This window comes from Paramesorhizobium deserti, assembly GCF_001558695.1.
Taxonomy (GTDB): Bacteria; Pseudomonadota; Alphaproteobacteria; order Rhizobiales; family Rhizobiaceae; genus Paramesorhizobium; species Paramesorhizobium deserti.
In genome coordinates this window covers 139,165-158,240 of sequence record NZ_LNTU01000001.1, presented here as the reverse complement: position 1 = coordinate 158,240, position 19,076 = coordinate 139,165, and the positions used below count along the sequence as shown (strand labels likewise).

The 19,076-nt window shown below is 62.1% G+C and carries 15 protein-coding genes; 10 read left to right on the top strand and 5 right to left on the bottom strand.

Annotation, left to right across the window (positions count from 1 at the left end; all coding sequences use genetic code 11):
• Positions 1 to 27: 27 nt before the first annotated feature.
• Positions 28 to 210 carry a hypothetical protein gene (locus tag ATN84_RS00695; protein WP_068879626.1) on the top strand — a complete coding sequence of 61 codons (183 nt, stop codon included), beginning with the start codon at positions 28 to 30 and terminating at the stop codon, positions 208 to 210.
• A gap of 55 nt (positions 211 to 265) precedes the next feature.
• Here ATN84_RS00695 and ATN84_RS00690 read toward each other — a convergent pair whose 3' ends face one another.
• On the bottom strand, positions 266 to 955 hold the full coding sequence (locus tag ATN84_RS00690) for an HAD family hydrolase (RefSeq protein WP_068879625.1): 690 nt from the start codon (positions 953 to 955) through the stop codon (positions 266 to 268).
• 218 nt (positions 956 to 1,173) lie between these two features.
• Here ATN84_RS00690 and ATN84_RS00685 point away from each other — a divergent pair, with 218 nt between their 5' ends.
• Positions 1,174 to 2,307 carry a site-specific DNA-methyltransferase gene (locus ATN84_RS00685; RefSeq protein WP_068879624.1) on the top strand — a complete coding sequence of 378 codons (1,134 nt, stop codon included), beginning with the start codon at positions 1,174 to 1,176 and terminating at the stop codon, positions 2,305 to 2,307.
• 143 nt (positions 2,308 to 2,450) lie between these two features.
• On the opposite strand, the gene ATN84_RS00680 is transcribed toward ATN84_RS00685, so the two are convergent.
• From ATN84_RS00680 to mutY, 3 genes are all read right to left on the bottom strand, one after another.
• Positions 2,451 to 3,881: an aldehyde dehydrogenase family protein gene (locus tag ATN84_RS00680; protein WP_068879623.1), complete on the bottom strand. Its 1,431-nt coding sequence runs from the start codon at positions 3,879 to 3,881 to the stop codon at positions 2,451 to 2,453.
• Between the two features lie 347 nt (positions 3,882 to 4,228).
• On the bottom strand, positions 4,229 to 4,843 hold the full coding sequence (locus tag ATN84_RS00675) for an HAD family hydrolase (protein ID WP_068879622.1): 615 nt from the start codon (positions 4,841 to 4,843) through the stop codon (positions 4,229 to 4,231).
• Positions 4,844 to 4,924: 81 nt separating this feature from the next.
• Positions 4,925 to 5,992 (bottom strand): A/G-specific adenine glycosylase, encoded by a 1,068-nt coding sequence (gene mutY / locus ATN84_RS00670; protein WP_068879621.1) that lies wholly within the window; start codon positions 5,990 to 5,992, stop codon positions 4,925 to 4,927.
• A gap of 187 nt (positions 5,993 to 6,179) precedes the next feature.
• Between mutY and ATN84_RS00665 the strand changes: the two genes are divergently transcribed.
• The 7 genes from ATN84_RS00665 to ATN84_RS00635 all read left to right on the top strand — a co-directional run bounded on the left by ATN84_RS00665 (position 6,180) and on the right by ATN84_RS00635 (position 15,586).
• Entirely contained in the window at positions 6,180 to 6,938 is a 759-nt protein-coding gene (locus ATN84_RS00665; RefSeq protein WP_068879620.1) for a glycosyltransferase family 25 protein, read from the top strand.
• Positions 6,935 to 8,173: an O-antigen ligase family protein gene (locus ATN84_RS00660; protein ID WP_068879619.1), complete on the top strand. Its 1,239-nt coding sequence runs from the start codon at positions 6,935 to 6,937 to the stop codon at positions 8,171 to 8,173. The genes ATN84_RS00665 and ATN84_RS00660 overlap by 4 nt, the downstream gene beginning before the upstream one ends.
• Entirely contained in the window at positions 8,170 to 9,144 is a 975-nt protein-coding gene (locus ATN84_RS00655; protein ID WP_068879618.1) for an SDR family NAD(P)-dependent oxidoreductase, read from the top strand. Before ATN84_RS00660 ends, ATN84_RS00655 begins: the two co-directional genes overlap by 4 nt.
• A 55-nt stretch (positions 9,145 to 9,199) precedes the next feature.
• Positions 9,200 to 9,709, top strand: a complete 510-nt coding sequence (locus ATN84_RS00650; protein WP_068879617.1) for a DUF721 domain-containing protein — start codon at positions 9,200 to 9,202, stop codon at positions 9,707 to 9,709.
• Positions 9,710 to 9,845: 136 nt separating this feature from the next.
• Positions 9,846 to 10,544 carry a DsbA family protein gene (locus ATN84_RS00645; RefSeq protein WP_068879616.1) on the top strand — a complete coding sequence of 233 codons (699 nt, stop codon included), beginning with the start codon at positions 9,846 to 9,848 and terminating at the stop codon, positions 10,542 to 10,544.
• Between the two features lie 246 nt (positions 10,545 to 10,790).
• Entirely contained in the window at positions 10,791 to 14,249 is a 3,459-nt protein-coding gene (smc, locus tag ATN84_RS00640; RefSeq protein WP_068879615.1) for a chromosome segregation protein SMC, read from the top strand.
• Between the two features lie 62 nt (positions 14,250 to 14,311).
• Positions 14,312 to 15,586: an SAM-dependent methyltransferase gene (locus tag ATN84_RS00635; RefSeq protein ID WP_068879614.1), complete on the top strand. Its 1,275-nt coding sequence runs from the start codon at positions 14,312 to 14,314 to the stop codon at positions 15,584 to 15,586.
• 65 nt (positions 15,587 to 15,651) lie between these two features.
• Here ATN84_RS00635 and ATN84_RS00630 read toward each other — a convergent pair whose 3' ends face one another.
• Positions 15,652 to 15,999: a VOC family protein gene (locus ATN84_RS00630; protein ID WP_068879613.1), complete on the bottom strand. Its 348-nt coding sequence runs from the start codon at positions 15,997 to 15,999 to the stop codon at positions 15,652 to 15,654.
• Positions 16,000 to 16,251: 252 nt separating this feature from the next.
• Here ATN84_RS00630 and ppdK point away from each other — a divergent pair, with 252 nt between their 5' ends.
• Positions 16,252 to 18,963, top strand: coding sequence for a pyruvate, phosphate dikinase (ppdK, locus tag ATN84_RS00625; protein WP_068879612.1), 2,712 nt, complete (start codon positions 16,252 to 16,254; stop codon positions 18,961 to 18,963).
• Positions 18,964 to 19,076: the final 113 nt, after the last annotated feature.

The window sequence follows — 19,076 nt, the reverse complement described above, 5'->3', positions numbered from 1 at the left end:
CAACCGGACCGCGCTAGTGTCCCCGCCATGAAACCACGATACGAACGCATTCTCGAACCGACCGACACCTGGGCCATTTTTGATTCGGTCACGGGCATTCCGGTCATCATGGGCACCAAGCTGATGATCGGCCTCTCGCTGGAGGAGGCCGATGAAACCCTCGCCGTCCTCAACGCGCCGCCGAAGGGCAGGAAGAAATCAGCCGCATGAAAGTAGTGAGATAGGGAGTAGAAAACCTTCCTATCTCACTGTTCCCTATCTCACTTCAAACCTCTTCCGACCAGGCCGACATCGCCTCGATGACAGCGGGGAGGTCCTGATGCCGGCTGATGACGGTCTCTGCGCCCGCGTCCGTCAGGCGGTCGGCATGGCCTGGATAGGTATGCGCCCCACCGGTGAAGCCGATGACGCGCATGCCGGCCGCGCGCGCGCCATGGATGCCGTGAACCGAATCCTCCAGCACGATGACGTTCTTCGGGTCGACGCCGAATTTTTCCGCCGCATGGAGAAAGACGTCGGGAGCCGGCTTGCCCTTCTTGGTGCCGACCTCGCCGGCCGCGAAGATATCGGGCTCGAAGAGATCGTAGAGCCCGGTCCGCTTCAGCATCAGTTCCAGCCGCTTGCTCGATGAGTTCGAGCAGATGCATTTGGGATAGCGCAGCGCGGTAACGGCCTTTTCGATGCCCTCGATCGCCTCGACTTCCCGTGCGAGCCGCTCGTCGAGGATCCGGTCGGATTTGTCGATCAGCGAGGCGGAGAGCGGAATTCCCGCTTCGCGTTCCACCATCATCAGGATGTTCGGCCAAGTGAGGCCGGAGAACCGCTCGGCGATCTCGTCCGGCTCGATCGGATAACCCGCTTCGGCTAGAAGCTCGGATTCGACCCGTGCCGCGATGATTTCCGAATCGACCAGAACGCCGTCGCAGTCGAAGATGATGAGTTCAGGTGCGGTCATGCGCTGCAATCCTGTTGAGGTCAAAGGAGGGGAGCCAGAAACAAATGCCCCGGCGTTTAGCCGGGGAATACGGGGCCTGAGCTACACTTTTATTACCCTAGCGTCAAAGTTTTATGGCCGGGGGGCGACAATCCGCGCGCCGCTTAACGGCATATTTACCCTGTCCGGTAACCATAAGCATCAATTCAGTGAAGCGTTCTCAAGGTGCCGAGTATCTCATGTCTGTTGTTCGTAAAGTGAATGAGCTGCCCCAGGCGGCCCCGCAGTCCTCCTGGCTTGACACGATCCTCAAAGGCGATTGCGTCGCGGCTCTGGAAAGGCTTCCCGACTATTCCGTCGATGTGATCTTTGCCGATCCGCCCTATAATCTCCAGCTTGAAGGTGACCTGCATCGCCCCGACCAGTCCAAGGTCGATGCCGTCGACGATCACTGGGACCAGTTCGAAAGCTTCCAGGCTTATGACGCCTTCACCCGCGCCTGGCTGCTTGCCTGCCGCCGCGTGCTGAAGCCGAACGGCACCATCTGGGTCATCGGCTCCTATCACAATATCTTCCGCGTCGGCACGTCGCTCCAGGACCTCGGCTTCTGGGTCCTGAACGACGTCATCTGGCGCAAGACCAACCCGATGCCCAATTTCCGCGGCCGTCGCTTCCAGAACGCGCATGAAACCATGATCTGGGCCTCGCGTGACCAGAAGGCCAAGGGCTATACCTTCAATTACGAGGCGATGAAGGCGGCCAATGACGACCTTCAGATGCGCTCCGATTGGCTTTTCCCGATCTGCACGGGCCATGAAAGGCTGAAGGACGAGAATGGCGACAAGGTCCATCCGACCCAGAAGCCGGAAGCCCTGCTTGCCCGCGTGCTGATGGCCTCCACCAAGCCAGGCGACGTGGTGCTCGATCCCTTCTTCGGCTCAGGCACGACCGGTGCTGTGGCCAAGCGCCTCGGCCGTCATTTCGTCGGCGTCGAGCGCGAGCAGGCCTATATCGACGCCGCCACGGCCCGCATCGCCGCCGTCGAGCCGCTGGGCAAGGCCGAGCTCACCGTGATGACGGGAAAACGCGCCGAGCCGCGCGTCGCCTTCGTCAGCGTTATCGAATCCGGCCTCCTGCGTCCGGGAACGGTGCTCTCCGATGCCCGCCGCCGCCACGCCGCGATCGTGCGCGCCGACGGCACGCTTGCAGCCAATGGCGACGCCGGATCGATCCATCGCATGGGCGCTCGCGTGCAGGGGCTCGACGCCTGCAACGGCTGGACGTTCTGGCACTATGAGGAAGCGGGCAGCCTCAAGCCGATCGACGAGCTACGCCGCCAGATCCGCCAGCAGATGCTGCCGGCCGGGGCCTAATATCAACAAGATTCGGGGCTACGCTCTGAGAGCGATCGGACGGACCTCCAGTGACAGTCTGATCCCGAAGCGCCTGAGGCCCCTCCTCAGGCGCTTCGGTGTTTCCGTCGTAGCGCGGCGGAGAGCTGCCCGTCGGGCAGTCTTCAAGCTGCCTCGTAGCCGACCACGCTCTTCAGTTCCAGAAATGCGTCCAGGCCGAACTCTCCGTATTCCCGGCCGTTCCCCGACTGTTTGTAGCCTCCGAATGCGGCCTCACCGTTCCATGCCGGATAATTGATATAGACGCTACCGGCCCGCATCCTGGCAGCGACGCGACGCGCCCGGGCTAAGTCGTTAGATTGTACATAGGCAGCAAGGCCATAAGGGGTGTCGTTTGCAAGCTCGATAGCCTCCTCCTCGCTTTCATAGGGCAGGATTGACAACACCGGCCCAAAGATCTCCTCTTGGGCGATCGACATGTCCTGCCGCACATCGGCGAAAATGGTGGGACGAACATAGTAGCCTCGGTTGAATTCCTCGGGGCGGCCGAGGCCGCCCGCGACGAGCCCGGCGCCTTCCTTGACGCCGCTCTCGATCAGCCGCTGCACCTTGTCGAACTGGGCGCGGCTCGCAACCGGCCCCAACACCGTATCATGCGAGGACGGAGCGCCCACGCGATAGGTCTTGACCGCCTCAAGGGCGATGGCGACCACATCGTCCTGCAGCTTTGACGGTACGAACATGCGGCTTGGCGCGTTGCACGATTGCCCGCTGTTGCGGTAGCAGCCCTGCAGCCCGATTTCCACCGCGCGCCGCAGGTCCACATCCTCGAAAATGATGTTGGCCGATTTACCGCCCAGTTCCTGGTGCACGCGTTTCACGGTATCGGCGGCGGCTTTGGCCACGAGAATGCCGGCACGCGTCGACCCCGTGAAGGAGATCATGTCCACGTCAGGATGCCTGGCGAGCGCCAGTCCAACGGTCGGTCCGTCGCCGTTGACGAGGTTGAACACGCCCTTGGGAACGCCGGCCTCGTGCATGACCTCCGCCAGAAGCAGGGCATTGAGCGGCGCGATCTCGCTTGGCTTAAGCACCATCGTGCAGCCGGCGGCAAGCGCCGGAGCCACCTTGCATATGATCTGATTGATCGGCCAGTTCCATGGCGTGATCATGCCCACCACTCCGATCGGCTCCTTCGCGATCATCAAGGTTCCGCGCTGGTTCTCGAACTGGAAGCGTTCGAGCGTTTCGATCATCTTTGTCAGATGGGCGACACCCTTTGCCGCCTGCTGCTGTTGCGCGAGGGTGATGGGGGCGCCCATCTCGCGCGAAATGGTGCGGGCAAAATCGTCATGACGGGCCTTATAGGCCTCCAGAACGCGCCTGAGGATCGCTAGGCGCTCCTGCCGCGACGTGGCGGCGTAGGCCGGAAAGGCCGCACGTGCGGCCGCCACTGCTCGCGCGACATCGGCCTCGTTGCCGAGGGCGATCGTTGCGAACGGCTCTTCTGTAGAGGGCTCGATCACATCTATCGTCATGCTGCTTGACGGATTCACCCATTGACCGTCGATGTAGAACTGCAAGTGCTGGGACATGCTTCTCTCCATGGCGACCATCCGAATACACGTGCGTGTCGGACGAAATTTGGAAGGTGGAAGATTTGAGAATGGAAGCGGAAATTTGAGTGAAATACTCTAAATCCTTTCTTTCTTAAGTCGTAAATTAAATATTGCACATATACGAAAATATAAAACTGGCGTATTTCTCCACGGTATATTTTCATTAACGGTTTATAAAGCTGCATGGAGAGAAGTTGTGATAATTTGGAAAATATAAATTTGATAAACAGTGTAAGAAAAGCGAAAGCGCATCACCCTGACAAATCACCTCCCGGAAGGTGATTTGAGCGACCTGAAACACGATCTGGTTGAGAACCAGATCTCTATATCTCTATTCCAGCTCGCCGCAGATCGGCCTTCAGCTGCTTCGGTCCGATGAATTGCACCGCCTGCCAGCCGGCGGCCCTGGCGCCTTCGACATTGGCGGCCGTATCGTCGATGAACAAAGTCGCCGATGGTTCGAGATCGAACGCCCTGACATGATGGTCGTAGATCGCCTTGTCGGGTTTCAGGAGGCCGATATCGCCCGACACAGTGACCCCGCGGCTTACCGTGAGGAAGGGATAGCGCACTTGCGCCTCGCGCAACGTGTCGGAGGCGAAATTGGTCAGCATCGTCACGTCGTGGCCGCCGGCGACGAGCTGTTCGAGGATAGCGACGCTGCCGTCATAGGCGTGCGGTACCATTTTATGCCAGCTTTTGCGGAAGGCGCGGATGTGATCGGTGCGCTCGGGATAGACCTCGATCAGCACCGCTTCGGCCTCGGCCCATGTGCGGCCGCGATCCTGCTCGACATTCCAGTCATGCGTGCAGACATTCTCGAAGAACCAGCGCCGCTCGTTTTCATCCGGGATAATGTCCTGGTAGCCGAGATGCGGATCATAATGGATCAGCACCTTGCCGATATCGAAGACGATGTGTTTGACGGGCTGTCTCATGCGATATGCCTCTTGTTCGTGGAGCATGGTCCCGAACCGAAGATCAGCGTCAGCAAAAAGTGGCAGGCTTTTCGGACAAGATCATGCGGCTTTAAAAGCATCGGGTATCGCCGCCGCTATCGCCTTTTTCATCACCGTCGGCAAGGCCTCATCAGGCAATTCGTCGGGAGATGCCCACCAGCCATTATCCGCGATCTTTTCCGCGACATTCTCCGCCCGGTAGACGGAAAGCCGTAATTCGAAATGGGTGAAGACATGGCTGATGCTGCCGGAAGCGCTCCACCGCGCCGGGAAGGGGGCGGCATCGGCGGATGTGTCGCCGTCGCGCCGCGCCGTCCAGTCCGTGCACGGCACCTCTGCCATGCCGCCGAGCAGGCCCGAGGCGGGGCGCTTGCGCAGGAAGACCGAGCCGCTGCTCGATATGGCGACGAATGCCGCGCCCTGCCGCACCGGCCTGTCCTTCTTCGGCGCCTTGACGGGATAGAGCTCGGGATCGCCTTCTCCGAGCACCCTGCAATCGTCATTGACCGGGCAGAGCACGCATGCGGGCCGCCGGGGCGTGCAGATCATGGCGCCCAGATCCATCATGCCTTGAGCGAAATCGCCGGGCCGGTTCGTCGGTGTGATCGCCTGGACCTTGGCGCGTATTTCTGATTTCGCCGCGGGCAGGGGCGTCGATATGGCGAAAAGCCTCGTCACAACGCGCTCGACATTGCCGTCCACCACCGCCGCAGGCCGGTCGAAGGCGATCGCCGCGATCGCCGCCGCCGTATAGTCGCCGATGCCCGGCAGAGCCTTCAGCCCTTCGATCGTCGAGGGAAATTCGCCATTCAATTCATTCGCGACGATTTCGGCGCATTTCTTCAGGTTCCGCGCACGCGAATAATAGCCGAGACCCGCCCAGGCGCGCATCACGTCGTCGTCCGATGCCGCAGCCAGCGCGCCGACCGTCGGCCAGCGGGCGACGAATGCCTGGAAATAGGGCTTCACCGCCTCGACCGTGGTCTGCTGCAGCATGATCTCCGATAGCCAGACGCGGTAGGGATCCGCGAGAATGCCTCGGGCGCGCTCCGATGGCGTCACCCGCCACGGAAAAAGACGGTGGTGGTCATCATACCATTGGAGTAGCTGCGCGGCCCTGCGGTTCATTGATGTCCTTTTTTAGGGATGGGATAAATGGAATTTGGAGGGTAGGAATGTCACAATCACACAATAATTCCAATCGGTACTGGTATATGTGCAGAATCGTCTGGAACGATCCCTTTCGTCCTGTTGACTTTCGCACGCATGCGTTTCACCGGTTGAGCGACTTCGAACCTGCGCAAAGGCGATTCATTTGTCCATACCCGTCTATGTCATCAATCTTGACCGTTCTGAGGAGCGGCTGAAGGCGGTGAAGGACAGCGCAAAGCGGTTCGGCATAAATGTTCGCCGGGTTCCGGCCGTGGACGGGCGCGCTTTGCCGCAAGCCGCCCTCGGCGATCTCGATGAAGCATCATTCCGGCGGCTTCACGGCAAGAATGTCATGCCGGCCGAGATCGGCTGCTATTTCAGCCACCTCGATGTGTTGGGAAAGATCGCCGGAGGTGATGAGCCCCATGCGGTCATCATCGAGGACGATGTCGAGTTCACCGGCGATTTCATGCCGTTCGTCGAGGCACTGACGCGGATATCCGGTTGGGACGCCGTCAAGCTCGTCAATCACCGCACGCCGCTTTTTCGCCGTTTTCGGCAGGTCAACCCTGATTATTCGATCGGGCGATGCAGCCATGGGCCGCTCGGAAGCTCCGCTGCCTATGTGGTGACCCGCGAGGGTGCTAAAAAGCTTCTGGCGGCGCTGAGGCCGATGCGCCTTCCCTATGACGTGGCGCTGGAGCGCGGATGGAGTGGGAATTATGCGATCTTTACGGCTGACAGGCCGCTGGTGACCTTTTCCAAGGAGGCGCATTCCACGATTGCCGGTAGGGCCGCCTACGCCAAAACCAAGCTGCCTGCCTGGAAACGGATCGGCACATTGATTTTCAGAACGAGCGATTATCTGCGCCGCATGGTGTTTGCATGGGCGCCCGCACGTCTGACGGACAGGAAGACATGAAGTTCATCCGAAAATCCTTTCTGATGCGCCGCCGCATCGATCCCTGGGTGCTTGGCGTCGGCTCGGCGACGATGCCTATCCGCATCGGCTTCGGCCCCGGCGCCCTGTTTCTCTTCGCCTGCATCGGAATATATCTCACCTGCGGACGCCACCGGACGGCGCGTCTTTTCGCCCGCAATTTCTACATCTGCGCCGTGCTTTACGGCATCTGGTCGCTCGGGCTGATCCTGTACCGCGGCGAGCCGATCATGGATAACCGCCAGGTCGGTTACACCCTGCTCTTCACCGTTTTGTCCTTTGCCGGGCCCGGCATGGTTCTGGTGCGCGATCCGCTGCGTGCCTTTGTGCTGGGGGCGCGTGTCGGCGTCATTTTGGCTTTCCTGACCGCGGTCGGCATGGCCGTCATCTATGGCGGGCGCATTGGGGTCGGGGGTAATGCGGCCGTGTTCGCGTTCGTCGCGGCGCTGGCCGCGATAAGCGCTACGATACCGCTCGCCAATGCGCCGCGCTTCCTGCCGAATGGCCCTGTCTACCTCATCCTCGGTACGGCCGCGGTGCTCACCTCGGAGACCCGCGCCGTGCTGGTGGTTCTTCCGATCTTCGCATTGATCGAGATCCTTTTCTCGGTCAACAGGTTCACCCCCAGGCTCAGGATGGTGTCCTACGCCATTCTGTCGCTTGTCGCGCTTGGCCTCGCCTCGTTCGGGCCGGTCGACGAGATCATCTCGAAGCGATTTGCGGGGATCGTCGAATATTACGACACGGGCGATCAGAGCAAATGGGAGGACAAGATATCTGCCGATATCCGCTTTGCGTTGTGGGATGGCGCAAGGCAGGTTATCAGCGAGCATCCCGTTATCGGCGTCGGCTCCTATGAAAAGATGGATGCGGTTCGGGCCAAGGCCGGCGAGAACGCCTCGATGCTTGACGGCTTTCGCCATGTGCACAATACGGTTCTCGACGAATTGCTCAATGACGGCGTGATCGGGCTGATCCTTCTCTCCCTCTGCGCTTATTTCGGCCTGGCGCATCTCTTCCGCAATTCCTCAAGCGCCGGCATGACGCGCAGCCTCATCTATTTCATCGTCATCTGTACGACCTACGGCATGCTGCACAATCCGCTGCTGCATGAGGTGACGATATCGGGAATTTTCTTCTATTTCGGTGCGCTTAACGCGGCCGCATCGCGCTTCATCATGGCGCGGCGCCGCAGCATTAAACGGGGAATGGCATGAAGGCGATCGTAACGGGGGCAGCGGGCTTCATCGGCTTCCACACGGCCAGGCAATTGCTGCGCGAGGGCTGGCAGGTGGTGGGGATCGATGATCTCAACGCCTATTATCCGGTGGCGCTGAAGGAGACCCGCCTGTCGGTGCTTGAGGGGCAGGAGGACTTTCGTTTCGCCCGCGCCGACATATCCGATCCCGCCGCCCTGAAGGCCGCCATCGGAGCCGATGACGATGCCGATATCATCGTGCATCTCGCCGCCCAGGCGGGCGTGCGCTATTCGATCGAAAATCCTTCCGCCTATGTTTCCGCCAATGTCCAGGGGCAGGTGACGGTTTTCGAGCAGGCGCTCACCATGCCCAAGCGCCCGCCGGTCGTCTATGCCTCTTCCTCTTCGGTCTATGGCGCGAACGAGAAGATGCCGTTCAGCGAGAGCGATGCGGTCGACCGTCCGGTCTCGGTCTATGCCGCGACCAAGCGGGCGGGCGAGCTGCTCGCCCATTCCTACGGCCAGGTGCATGGCCTGCCGTCGACCGGCCTGCGGTTCTTCACCGTCTATGGCCCCTATGGCCGGCCCGACATGGCGCCCTGGCTCTTCACCAGCGCCATCCTCAAGGGCGAGCCGATCCGCGTCTTCAACAATGGCCAGATGGCGCGCGATTTCACCTATATCGAGGATATCGTCAGCGGCGTTCTGGGCGCGGTCAAACGTATTCTCGACCGGCCTTCGGACGTGGCGCCGGTCTATAATCTCGGCAACAGCAGCCCGGTCGCGCTCAATGATTTCATCGCCGAGATCGAAAAAGCCACCGGCCGCGAGGCGATCAGGAAGCTCGAGCCGATGCCGCCGGCCGATGTGCCGCGCACCTATGCCGATATCGAGCTTGCCGCCCGCGATCTGGGTTTCTCGCCGGTTACCCCGCTTTCAAAGGGAATTCCTTTGTTTGTCGAGTGGTTTCGCGGCTATAATGGAGCGTGATCCCAAAAAGTTGCAGACTTTTTGGATAAGATCATGCGGCAGATAATGGAAAACCATGAGCGACGGACAGGGATACCGCGGCTTTCGTCCGCTGGCGGATACAGCGTCGGGCGTTCTGGACCCGGTGCTGCGCAAGCGTGCCGGCATCAATCTGGCGCTGCTGCAATCCTGGGAAGACATCATCGGCCCGGCGCTCGGCAATCAGTCGCGCCCGCTGAAAATCCTCTGGCCGCGCCGCGCCCATGAGGATGATCCGTTCCAGCCCGCGACGCTGGTGATCGCCTGCGAAGGTTTCGCGGCCATCCGCATTCAGCACGAGACGGGCGAGATCATCAGTCGCGTCAATGCGTTCCTGGGCTTTGCGGCGATCGGGCGCGTCAAGATCGAGCAGAAGCCTGTGCCGACCGCCGGGCCATCCCGCCGCGTTCGCCAGCCGATCGTCGATGCCGCCGCGGAGAAGCGTATTGCGGCAGTGACGGCCGATATCGAGGACGATGGTCTGCGCGCCGCCCTGGCCAGGCTCGGCCGCAGCGTGATCGCCGAAAAGGCAAAACGCCGGTCCTGAGCGGCTTGTCTTCACGAAAAAGTCAAAGACTTCGCGCTTATCCTGTCCTAAAGAATTGGTCTTAGAGCCTTGCCGTTGCGTGTGTGCTATGACGCGGTACGGTAGTGAAAACGGATAAATACAACGGGTGATTCGCATGGCTGCACTTTTGAGCCGTAGAAATGTTCTTTCCATCGCGGCCATGTCCGCCGCGGGCGCAGCACTTGCCGCCTGCAGCGATTCCTCGGATCAGGTGGTGGCCGCCGCCGAGACGACCGGCGCCGTTTCCGACGCGCCGGCCCCCGAAGGCACGGTCGATACCGCAAAGCTTTACGAGCCGGGTAAGCTGAAGGACATGGTGATGGGCAAGGCCGACGCGCCTGTTACCATCGTCGAATATGCCTCGATGACCTGCCCGCACTGCGCCCATTTCGCCGAGACGACGCTGCCGACCATCAAGGAGAAATATATCGATACCGGCAAGGCGCGGTTGATATTCCGCGAATTCCCGTTCGACCCGCGCGCGGCGGCGGCTTTCATGCTGGCGCGCTGTGCTCCGGAAGACCGTTATTTCCCGATGATCGACGCTCTTTTCAAGCAACAGCAGCAATGGGCGGCAGCCAACGATGCGGAAACACCCTTGCTGCAGATCGCCAAACTGGCCGGTTTTACACAGGAGTCCTTCCAGGCTTGCTTGACGAACCAGCAACTTCTCGATGATGTGAATGCGTCACGGGAGCGCGGGGAGAAAGAATTCGGCGTTACCTCTACACCAACCTTTTTCATAAACGGGAAGAAATACGCTGGAGCACTGTCGGTTGACCAAATGTCGGCAATCATCGACGGCCTTCTCTGACCCGCAGCAAGGGTGGCCTGCCCGAGAAGCGTTGGTGCTAAGCGCCCCCCTCTGGGCTGCCGCCCATCTCCCCCGCAAGGGGGGAGATTACGCTCTCATTTTTGCTTTCGCTAATCGCCGACGTTGCATGGCTGGCGCCGTCGTCAATGCTAGCCAATCTCCCCCCTTGCGGGAGAGATGTCCGGCAGGACAGAGGGGCGCGCTGTCCCGCCAAGATCGCCACCTGCACTCTAATGGAGAATGCTGATGCGCTTCTCCAAGCTGCGCCTCGTCGGCTTCAAATCCTTCGTCGAGCCGATGGAGTTCGTCATCGAAAGCGGGCTGACCGGCATCGTCGGCCCGAATGGCTGCGGCAAGTCCAATCTGGTCGAGGCGCTGCGCTGGGTGATGGGCGAGAGCTCCTACAAGAACATGCGCGCCTCCGGCATGGACGATGTGATCTTTTCCGGCTCCGGCACGCGGCCCGCGCGCAACACCGCCGAAGTCACGCTTTTCCTCGACAATCAGGATCGTTCTGCTCCCGCGACCTATAATGATGCGGACGAGCTGCAGGTCTCGCGCCGCATCGAGCGCGAGGCGGGCTCCGTCTACCGCATCAACGGCAAGGAAGCCCGCGCCAAGGACGTGCAGCTTCTCTTTGCCGACCAGTCGACCGGCGCGCGCTCGCCCTCGATGGTCGGGCAGGGCCGCATCGGCGAATTGATCCAGGCCAAGCCGCAAGCGCGCCGCGCGCTCCTCGAGGAGGCGGCCGGCATCTCCGGCCTGCATACCCGCCGCCACGAGGCGGAGCTTCGCCTGCGCGCCGCCGAGGGCAATCTGGAACGGCTGGAGGACGTCGTCGGCGAGCTGGAAACCCAGATTGAGAGCTTGAAGCGGCAGGCGCGCCAGGCCAACCGGTTCAAAGCGCTTTCCGCCGATATCCGCTCGTCCGAGGCCATTCTGCTGCATCTGAAATGGACGCTCTCCAAGGCACAGGAGGCGGAGGCGCAAAGCGCTCTTTCCAGCGCGACCGTGCTTGTCGCCGAAAAGGCGCAGGCGCAGATGGCTGCCGCCAAGGAACAGGCGATCTCCGCCCACCGCCTGCCGGAGCTGCGCGATGCAGAGGCCAAGGCTGCTGCCGCGCTGCAGCGCCTGACGATTGCCCGCACGCAACTCGATGACGAGGCCGAGCGCATCCGCGCCCGCCGTTCCGAACTCTTCAAGCGGCTGGAGCAACTGGCCGCCGATATCGTGCGCGAAGAGCAGATGGTGCGCGAGAATGCCGATATCCTGACGCGTCTTGACGAAGAGGAGCGCGCGCTCAATTCCGACAACGACGCTGCGGGCGACCGCGATATCGAGGCGCGCGCCGCATTCGAGGCCGCCGACGTCAAGCTGCGGGAAAGCGAAGCGGCTCTTGCCCGCGTGACGGCGGAGCGCGCAGAAGCAGCCGCCGAGCGCGCGCAGATCGAGCGTTCGCTGCGGGAGGCGGCCGAGCGGCGCGACCGGCTGGCGAACCAGATGCAGGATGTCGAGCGTGAGATCGCCGCCATCGCCGCGCAGATTTCGGGTCTCGCCGATCCGGCGGAAAAGCGCCTGGCCGTCGAGGCGGCGGAGGAGGCGGTCGCAGCCGCCGAGGAGGCGGCGCTCGCCGCCGAAGAGCATGTCGAAGGGGCCCGCGCAGATGAAGCCGCCTTGCGCCAGCCACTGGCCGAGGCGCGCAGCGAGCTGAACCGGATCGAAACCGAGGCCCGCACGCTCGCAAAGATCATCAATGCCGATGCCTCCGACCTGTTTCCGGCCGTCGTCGAAGAGGTCAGGGTCGAGAAGGGCTTCGAGACGGCGCTTGGCGCGGCGCTCGGCGAGGATCTCGACGCGCCGACCGATGCGGGCGCGCCGGTCTTCTGGGCTGGAACCGGAGATGTATCAAGTGATCCCGCCTTGCCGGAAGGGGTACAGGCGCTGACCGATCTCGTAAGTGCGCCGCGCGAGCTCGCCCGGCGGCTGGCGCAGATCGGCGTCATCGAAGATGCGGATGGCCCGCGTCTGCAAAAGCTTTTGAAGCCTGGTCAGCGGCTGGTCAGCCGCACCGGGGCGTTTTGGCGCTGGGACGGCTATACGGCCAGCGCCGACGCACCGACGCCCGCCGCGCAGCGCCTTGCCCAGAAAAACCGGCTGGCCGAGCTCGAACTGGAGGCGGTCGAGGCGAAGAAGCACCTTGAGGTCGCCGAAGGGGCGGTGGCGCGGGGCGAGGCTGCGGTGCGTGAGGCGGTGGAGCGCGAGCGCATGGCGCGCGACCACTGGCGGGCGACGCAGCGCGCGCTGGACGAGGCGCGCGAGGCCCTGGCCGCGGCCGAGCGTGCGGCGGGCCAGCTCTCCAGTCGCCGCGCCGCGCTCGACGAGGCGAGAGCCCGCATCGCCGATAGTCTTGAGGAGACGCAAATCCAGTTTGCCGAGGCGGAGGACCATCTGGCTTCCATGCCGGATATCGATGAGGTCAGCGCCCGCCTTGCCGCGCTGACAGCCGAGGTCATGGCCGATCGCGCCGCGCTGGCTGAGGCGAGGGCGGCCTATGAAGGATTGCGCCGCGAGGCGGAGGCGCGCTTCAGGCGTCTGGAGGCGATCGGCAGCGAGCGCAGGAGCTGGATCGCCCGCGCCCAGAATGCCGACCGGCAGATCGAGGCGCTTGCCGAGCGCAGGGCCGAGACGGCGGCCGAGGCCGAGGGCCTGGCCGATGCGCCAGACGAAATCGAAGAGCGCCGCCGCGTGCTTCTGACGCAGCTCACCCAGGCCGAAGCGCTGCGCCGGGAGGCCGCCGACAAGCTGGCCGAGGCGGAAGCGAAACAAGCTGAGCTCGACAGGCTCGCCACCCAGGCCATTCAGGACCTTGCCGCCTCGCGCGAGGCGAGGGCACGCGCCGAGGAGCGGGGTGCCGCCGCGCAGGAAAGGCGGCAGGATGCGGAGCGGCGCATCCACGAGGCCCTGAATTGCCAGCCGCATGAGGCGATGCGCATGACCGGCCTTGGCCCCGACGATCCGCTGCCCGATGTGGAGGAGGTCGAACGGAGGCTCGAAAGGCTGAAGATCGAGCGCGAGCGCCTCGGCGCGGTGAACCTGCGCGCCGACGAGGAACAGCGGGAATTGGCCGAACGCCTGGAGGCGATCGTAGCCGAGCGCGAGGACGTGATCGAGGCAATCAAGAAGCTGCGCCAGGCGATCCAGAACCTGAACCGCGAGGGACGCGAGCGCCTGCTTGCCGCCTTCGACGTGGTCAACGCGCAGTTCCGGCGGCTCTTCACCCATCTTTTCGGCGGCGGCACGGCCGAGTTGCAGCTGATCGAATCCGACGATCCGCTCGATGCCGGGCTTGAAATCCTCGCCCGCCCGCCCGGCAAGAAGCCGCAGACGATGACGCTGCTTTCCGGCGGCGAGCAGGCGCTGACGGCGATGGCGCTGATCTTCGCGGTGTTTCTCACCAACCCCGCGCCGATCTGCGTGCTGGACGAGGTGGACGCCCCGCTTGACGACCACAATGTAGAGCGCTTCTGCAATCTGATGGACGAGATGGCGGCTTCGACCGAGACGCGCTTCGTCGTCATCACCCATAACCCGATCACTATGGCCCGCATGAACCGCCTCTTCGGCGTCACCATGGCCGAGCAGGGTGTCTCGCAGCTCGTCTCCGTCGATTTGCAGATGGCCGAGCGGCTGCTCGAGGCGAGTTGATCCCGCCGGGTTCGCGATCGGACTGGGCATGCGCCCTTCATGAACTTAACGGGAGACGCGGAATGGCTGCTCAATCCAGATCGGTCAGTGTCATAAGAACGGTCGTCGAAACCCTGCGTCCGCAGTTTGACATCGCATTGTGGGATGGCACCCGCATCGGGACATTCGGCGGCCCATGTCTCGTGATCAAGGACCCGACCATCGTCCGGCAGCTTATGCTCAGGCCGAATTACGACTCGCTGATCGATATATGGACGTCAGGCCGCATCGACATCGAAAACGGCACGATCCTCGACCTCGCCGGGGCGAAGATCGACGGGAGCCTGAAGGAGAGGCTGAAGGAACTGCCGAAATGGAGGCTGTTGAAAGACCTTCCGGCCCTGTTATTCGCCGGAAAGCCTGCCGATGGCGCTGTCATGGAGGGAAAAACCCCGTTTGTCAGCGGATCGAGCAAGGAAGCGATCACGCATCACTACGATGTGTCCAATGAATTCTATCAGCTCTTTCTCGACAGGCGCATGGTTTACACCTGTGGCTACTTCACCGACTGGGCCAACGATATCGACCGGGCGCAGGAGGACAAGCTGGAACTGATCTGCCGCAAGCTGCGCCTCAAGCCCGGCGACCGGCTTCTGGATATCGGTTGCGGCTGGGGCGCGATGCTCATCTATGCGACGCAGAAATATGGCGTCATCGGAACCGGCGTTTCCCTGTCGGAAGCACAGACTGCGCTCGCGCGCGAAAGGATAAAGGCGGCCGGTCTGGAAGACCGGATCACCATCCATGTCAAATCCTATGCCGATCTTGACGGCGAATTCGACAAGATATCGTCGATCGGCATGTTCGAACATGTCGGCATTGCCCATTACGACGAATATTTCAGCGCGGTAAACCGCCTTCTGCGCCCCGGCGGGCTGTACATGCACCACGCGATCACCCGCCGGATGAAGCGCAGCAAGAAGGCTTTTCGCCGCAAGAGCGCCGAGCATCTTGCACTGGTGAAATATATTTTCCCCGGCGGCGAACTCGATCATCTCGGCATGACGGTGGAGAATCTCGAAGGCCATGGTTTCGAGGTTCACGATGTGGAGAACCTGCGCGAGCATTACGGGCGGACATGCCGTCTGTGGTGCGAGCGGCTTCATGCCGGTTTTGACGCGGCGGTTGCGGAAATCGGCTATGCGAAGGCGCGCCTCTGGCTGCTCTATCTGGCAGGTTGCGCGCTGGCGTTCGAGCGGGGAACCGTCCAGATCAACCAGACGCTGGCCTCCAAGCGCCGGCGCGGTATTTCAGCCGTGCCGCAGACGCGCAGCGACATTTATGCCGGTTTCGCCTGAGCAGGCCGAAGCCATTCACTGCGAGCGCCCACAACCATTATTTCGACCGAAACGCGCTTCGCGCGTTACCTGTCGCTCCACACTGCAAGTTCGTTGCCTGCGGGGTCGGTGAAATGGAAGCGGCGGCCGCCGGGGAAGGAGAAGATCGGCTTGACGATCGTGCCGCCGGCCTTTTCCACCGCGTCGAGCGTTTCCTCCAGATTTTCGGAATAGAGGACCGGCAGCGGCTTTGCCGCCTTCTCCGCCGCATCGGCCTGAAAACCGCCATCCAGCCCCTCATCGAAAGCGGAATAGGTCGGGCCGTAATCGGTGAAAGACCAGGAAAACGCCGCGCTGTAGAAATTCTTGACCTTGTCCAGCGTTCCGCCGCCGGCCGGCAATTCGAGATAATCCAGCTTGCCCGTTACACGCATGACATTCACTCCAATTTGTTCCTGTTACGTTCTATTTCCGTAGCGAAAAATTTGCAAGAGGCAGTAAAGTGGCATTGCCGCTGCCTTCTCCCAAATAGGCCGGAATTCAAGGTGATAAAGTTTGATTACACCCCGATGCGAGGTGTTTTTGGCTCTAATCGATTTGATTATGCAGCGCAGCATTTTGTGATGGCACAGGCGACTTCCATCGCTTAAGCATCAATTCAGACAGGCGTGCTGAGGGAGGTCTCGATGGTGAAATGGGTCTATACTTTCGGCGACGGCAAGGCGGAAGGTTCCGCCGGCGACCGCAATCTGCTCGGTGGCAAAGGCGCCAATCTCGCAGAGATGGCGAGCCTTGGCCTGCCGGTCCCGCCCGGTTTTACCATTACCACCGAGGTCTGCAGCTACTATTACGACCATGACCGAACCTATCCGGCCGAGCTGGAGGCGGAGGTCAAAAAGGCGCTCGCCCACATCGCGGCGCTGACTGGCCGCACCTTTGGCGATCCGGCCAAGCCGCTTCTCGTCTCCGTGCGCTCCGGCGCGCGCGCCTCCATGCCCGGCATGATGGACACCGTGCTCAATTTGGGCCTCAATGACGAGACGGTGCAGGCAATCGCGCGGGAATCGGGCGACGAGCGCTTTGCCTATGACAGCTATCGCCGCTTCATCCAGATGTATTCCGATGTCGTGCTTGGCGTCGACCACGCCTTTTTCGAGGAAATATTGGAGGATACCAAGGCCAATCTCGGCCATGAGGTCGACACGGCCTTGACCGCCGACGACTGGAAGAGCGTCATCGCGCTCTATAAGGCCAAGGTCGAGGAAGAGCTTGGCGAGCCGTTTCCGCAAGCGCCCGAAAAGCAGCTATGGGGCGCCATTGGCGCCGTCTTTTCCAGCTGGATGAACGCCCGCGCCATCACCTATCGGCGTCTGCACAACATTCCAGCCGGCTGGGGCACGGCGGTCAGCGTCCAAGCCATGGTCTTCGGCAATATGGGCGAGACTTCGGCGACAGGCGTCGCCTTCACCCGCAATCCCTCCACGGGCGAAAAGAAGCTTTATGGCGAATTCCTCGTCAATGCGCAGGGCGAGGACGTGGTTGCCGGCATCCGCACACCGCAGAACATCACCGAGGAAGCGCGCATCGCCGCTGGTTCCGACAAGCCTTCGCTTGAAAAGGTCATGCCAGATGCTTTCGCAGAGTTCCTGAAGATCGCCGATACGCTCGAAAAGCACTACTGCGACATGCAGGACCTCGAATTCACCATCGAGCGTGGCAAATTGTGGATGCTGCAGACCCGTTCGGGCAAGCGGACTGCCAAGGCCGCACTGAAGATCGCGGTGGAAATGGCCGAGGAAGGGTTGATCAGTCAGGAGGAGGCGGTGCTGCGCATCGACCCGGCTTCGCTCGATCAGCTTCTGCATCCCACCATCGACCCGAAGGCCGAGCGCAATATCATCGGTAGCGGCCTTCCCGCCTCTCCGGGCGCGGCCACGGGCGAGATCGTGTTTTCATCGGAGGAGGCCGAAACGGCGAGAGCCGAAGGCCGCAAGGTTATCCTGGTGCGCGTAGAGACGAGCCCGGAGGATATCCACGGCATGCACGCCGCCGAAGGCATTCTCACCACCCGTGGCGGCATGACCAGCCACGCGGCGGTCGTCGCCCGCGGCATGGGCAAGCCCTGCGTTTCGGGCGCAGGCGGCCTGCGCGTCGATTATCGCAACGAAACCATGCTGGCGGCGGGCCTCACACTGAAAAAGGGCGATGTCGTCACCGTCGACGGCGGTACAGGCCAGGTGCTCAAGGGCAAGGTGCCGATGCTCCAGCCCGAGCTTTCCGGCGATTTCGGCCGCATCATGGAATGGGCCGACAAGACGCGGCGCATGAAGGTGCGCACCAACGCCGAAACCCTGGCGGATGCCCGCATGGCGCATTCCTTCGGCGCCGAGGGCATCGGCCTTTGCCGTACCGAGCATATGTTCTTCGAGGGCGAGCGCATCGTCGCCATGCGCGAGATGATCCTCGCCGATACCGAGGAGGGCAGGAAGACGGCGCTCGCCAAGCTGCTCCCGATGCAGCGCTCCGATTTCATCGAGCTCTTCGAGATCATGAAGGGGCTTCCGGTCACCATCCGTCTTCTCGATCCGCCGCTGCACGAATTCCTGCCCAAGACGGAAGAGGAAATCGCGGAAGTGGCAAGCGCCATGGGCGTCGAAGCCGACAGGCTGCGTGAGCGGACCGAGGCCCTGCACGAGTTCAACCCGATGCTGGGCCATCGCGGCTGCCGGCTGGCGGTCTCCTATCCCGAGATCGCCGAGATGCAGGCGCGCGCCATCTTCGAGGCGGCGGTGGAGGCGGGCCGTAACACCGGTGCGCCGGTGGTGCCGGAGGTCATGGTGCCGCTCGTCGGCCTCAAGGAGGAGCTCGATTTCGTCAAGGCGCGCATCGATGCGGTAGCCGCCGAGATCATCAGGGAATCCGGCGTCGAAATCGATTATCTCGTCGGCACGATGATCGAGCTGCCGCGCGCCGCCATCCGCGCCCATGAGATCGCGGAAACGGCGGAGTTCTTCTCCTTCGGCACCAACGATCTGACACAGACCACCTTCGGCATCTCGCGGGATGATGCCGCATCCTTCCTCGCGGTCTATCAGCGCAAGGGCATCATCGAGCGCGACCCCTTCGTCTCGCTCGATCTCGATGGCGTCGGCGAACTGGTGAAGCTCGCCACCGAGCGGGGCCGCAGCGCGCGCCCTGGCATCAAGCTCGGCATTTGCGGCGAGCATGGCGGTGATCCAACGTCCATCGGCTTCTGCGAGGAGACGGGTCTCGATTATGTCTCCTGCTCGCCTTTCCGCGTGCCGATCGCCCGGCTGGCGGCAGCCCAGGCCGCGATCCGCAAGGCGCGCGCCAATCCGGCAAAAGCGGCAAAAGCCGTTGCGGCTGGCGTGGCATAGAGGGGCGCGTTTTAAACGGGTCCGTTGGCGCTTCTATTTGTTGAAGTGTTTTTGGGCATGATGCCGAAAGCTGTCAGGCGGTTTCCCATTTGGACCGTTCCGGAATGGATCCT

Coding starts and splice junctions, on each gene's coding strand:
- ATN84_RS00650 (WP_068879617.1), top strand. CDS start 9,200: ATGAGCGACGGACAGGGATACCGCGGCTTTCGTCCGCTGGCGGATACA.
- ATN84_RS00680 (WP_068879623.1), bottom strand. CDS start 3,881: ATGTCCCAGCACTTGCAGTTCTACATCGACGGTCAATGGGTGAATCCG.
- ATN84_RS00635 (WP_068879614.1), top strand. CDS start 14,312: ATGGCTGCTCAATCCAGATCGGTCAGTGTCATAAGAACGGTCGTCGAA.
- ATN84_RS00660 (WP_068879619.1), top strand. CDS start 6,935: ATGAAGTTCATCCGAAAATCCTTTCTGATGCGCCGCCGCATCGATCCC.
- ATN84_RS00690 (WP_068879625.1), bottom strand. CDS start 955: ATGACCGCACCTGAACTCATCATCTTCGACTGCGACGGCGTTCTGGTC.
- ATN84_RS00675 (WP_068879622.1), bottom strand. CDS start 4,843: ATGAGACAGCCCGTCAAACACATCGTCTTCGATATCGGCAAGGTGCTG.
- ATN84_RS00645 (WP_068879616.1), top strand. CDS start 9,846: ATGGCTGCACTTTTGAGCCGTAGAAATGTTCTTTCCATCGCGGCCATG.
- ATN84_RS00630 (WP_068879613.1), bottom strand. CDS start 15,999: ATGCGTGTAACGGGCAAGCTGGATTATCTCGAATTGCCGGCCGGCGGC.
- ATN84_RS00655 (WP_068879618.1), top strand. CDS start 8,170: ATGAAGGCGATCGTAACGGGGGCAGCGGGCTTCATCGGCTTCCACACG.
- ATN84_RS00695 (WP_068879626.1), top strand. CDS start 28: ATGAAACCACGATACGAACGCATTCTCGAACCGACCGACACCTGGGCC.
- ppdK (WP_068879612.1), top strand. CDS start 16,252: ATGGTGAAATGGGTCTATACTTTCGGCGACGGCAAGGCGGAAGGTTCC.
- smc (WP_068879615.1), top strand. CDS start 10,791: ATGCGCTTCTCCAAGCTGCGCCTCGTCGGCTTCAAATCCTTCGTCGAG.
- mutY (WP_068879621.1), bottom strand. CDS start 5,992: ATGAACCGCAGGGCCGCGCAGCTACTCCAATGGTATGATGACCACCAC.
- ATN84_RS00685 (WP_068879624.1), top strand. CDS start 1,174: ATGTCTGTTGTTCGTAAAGTGAATGAGCTGCCCCAGGCGGCCCCGCAG.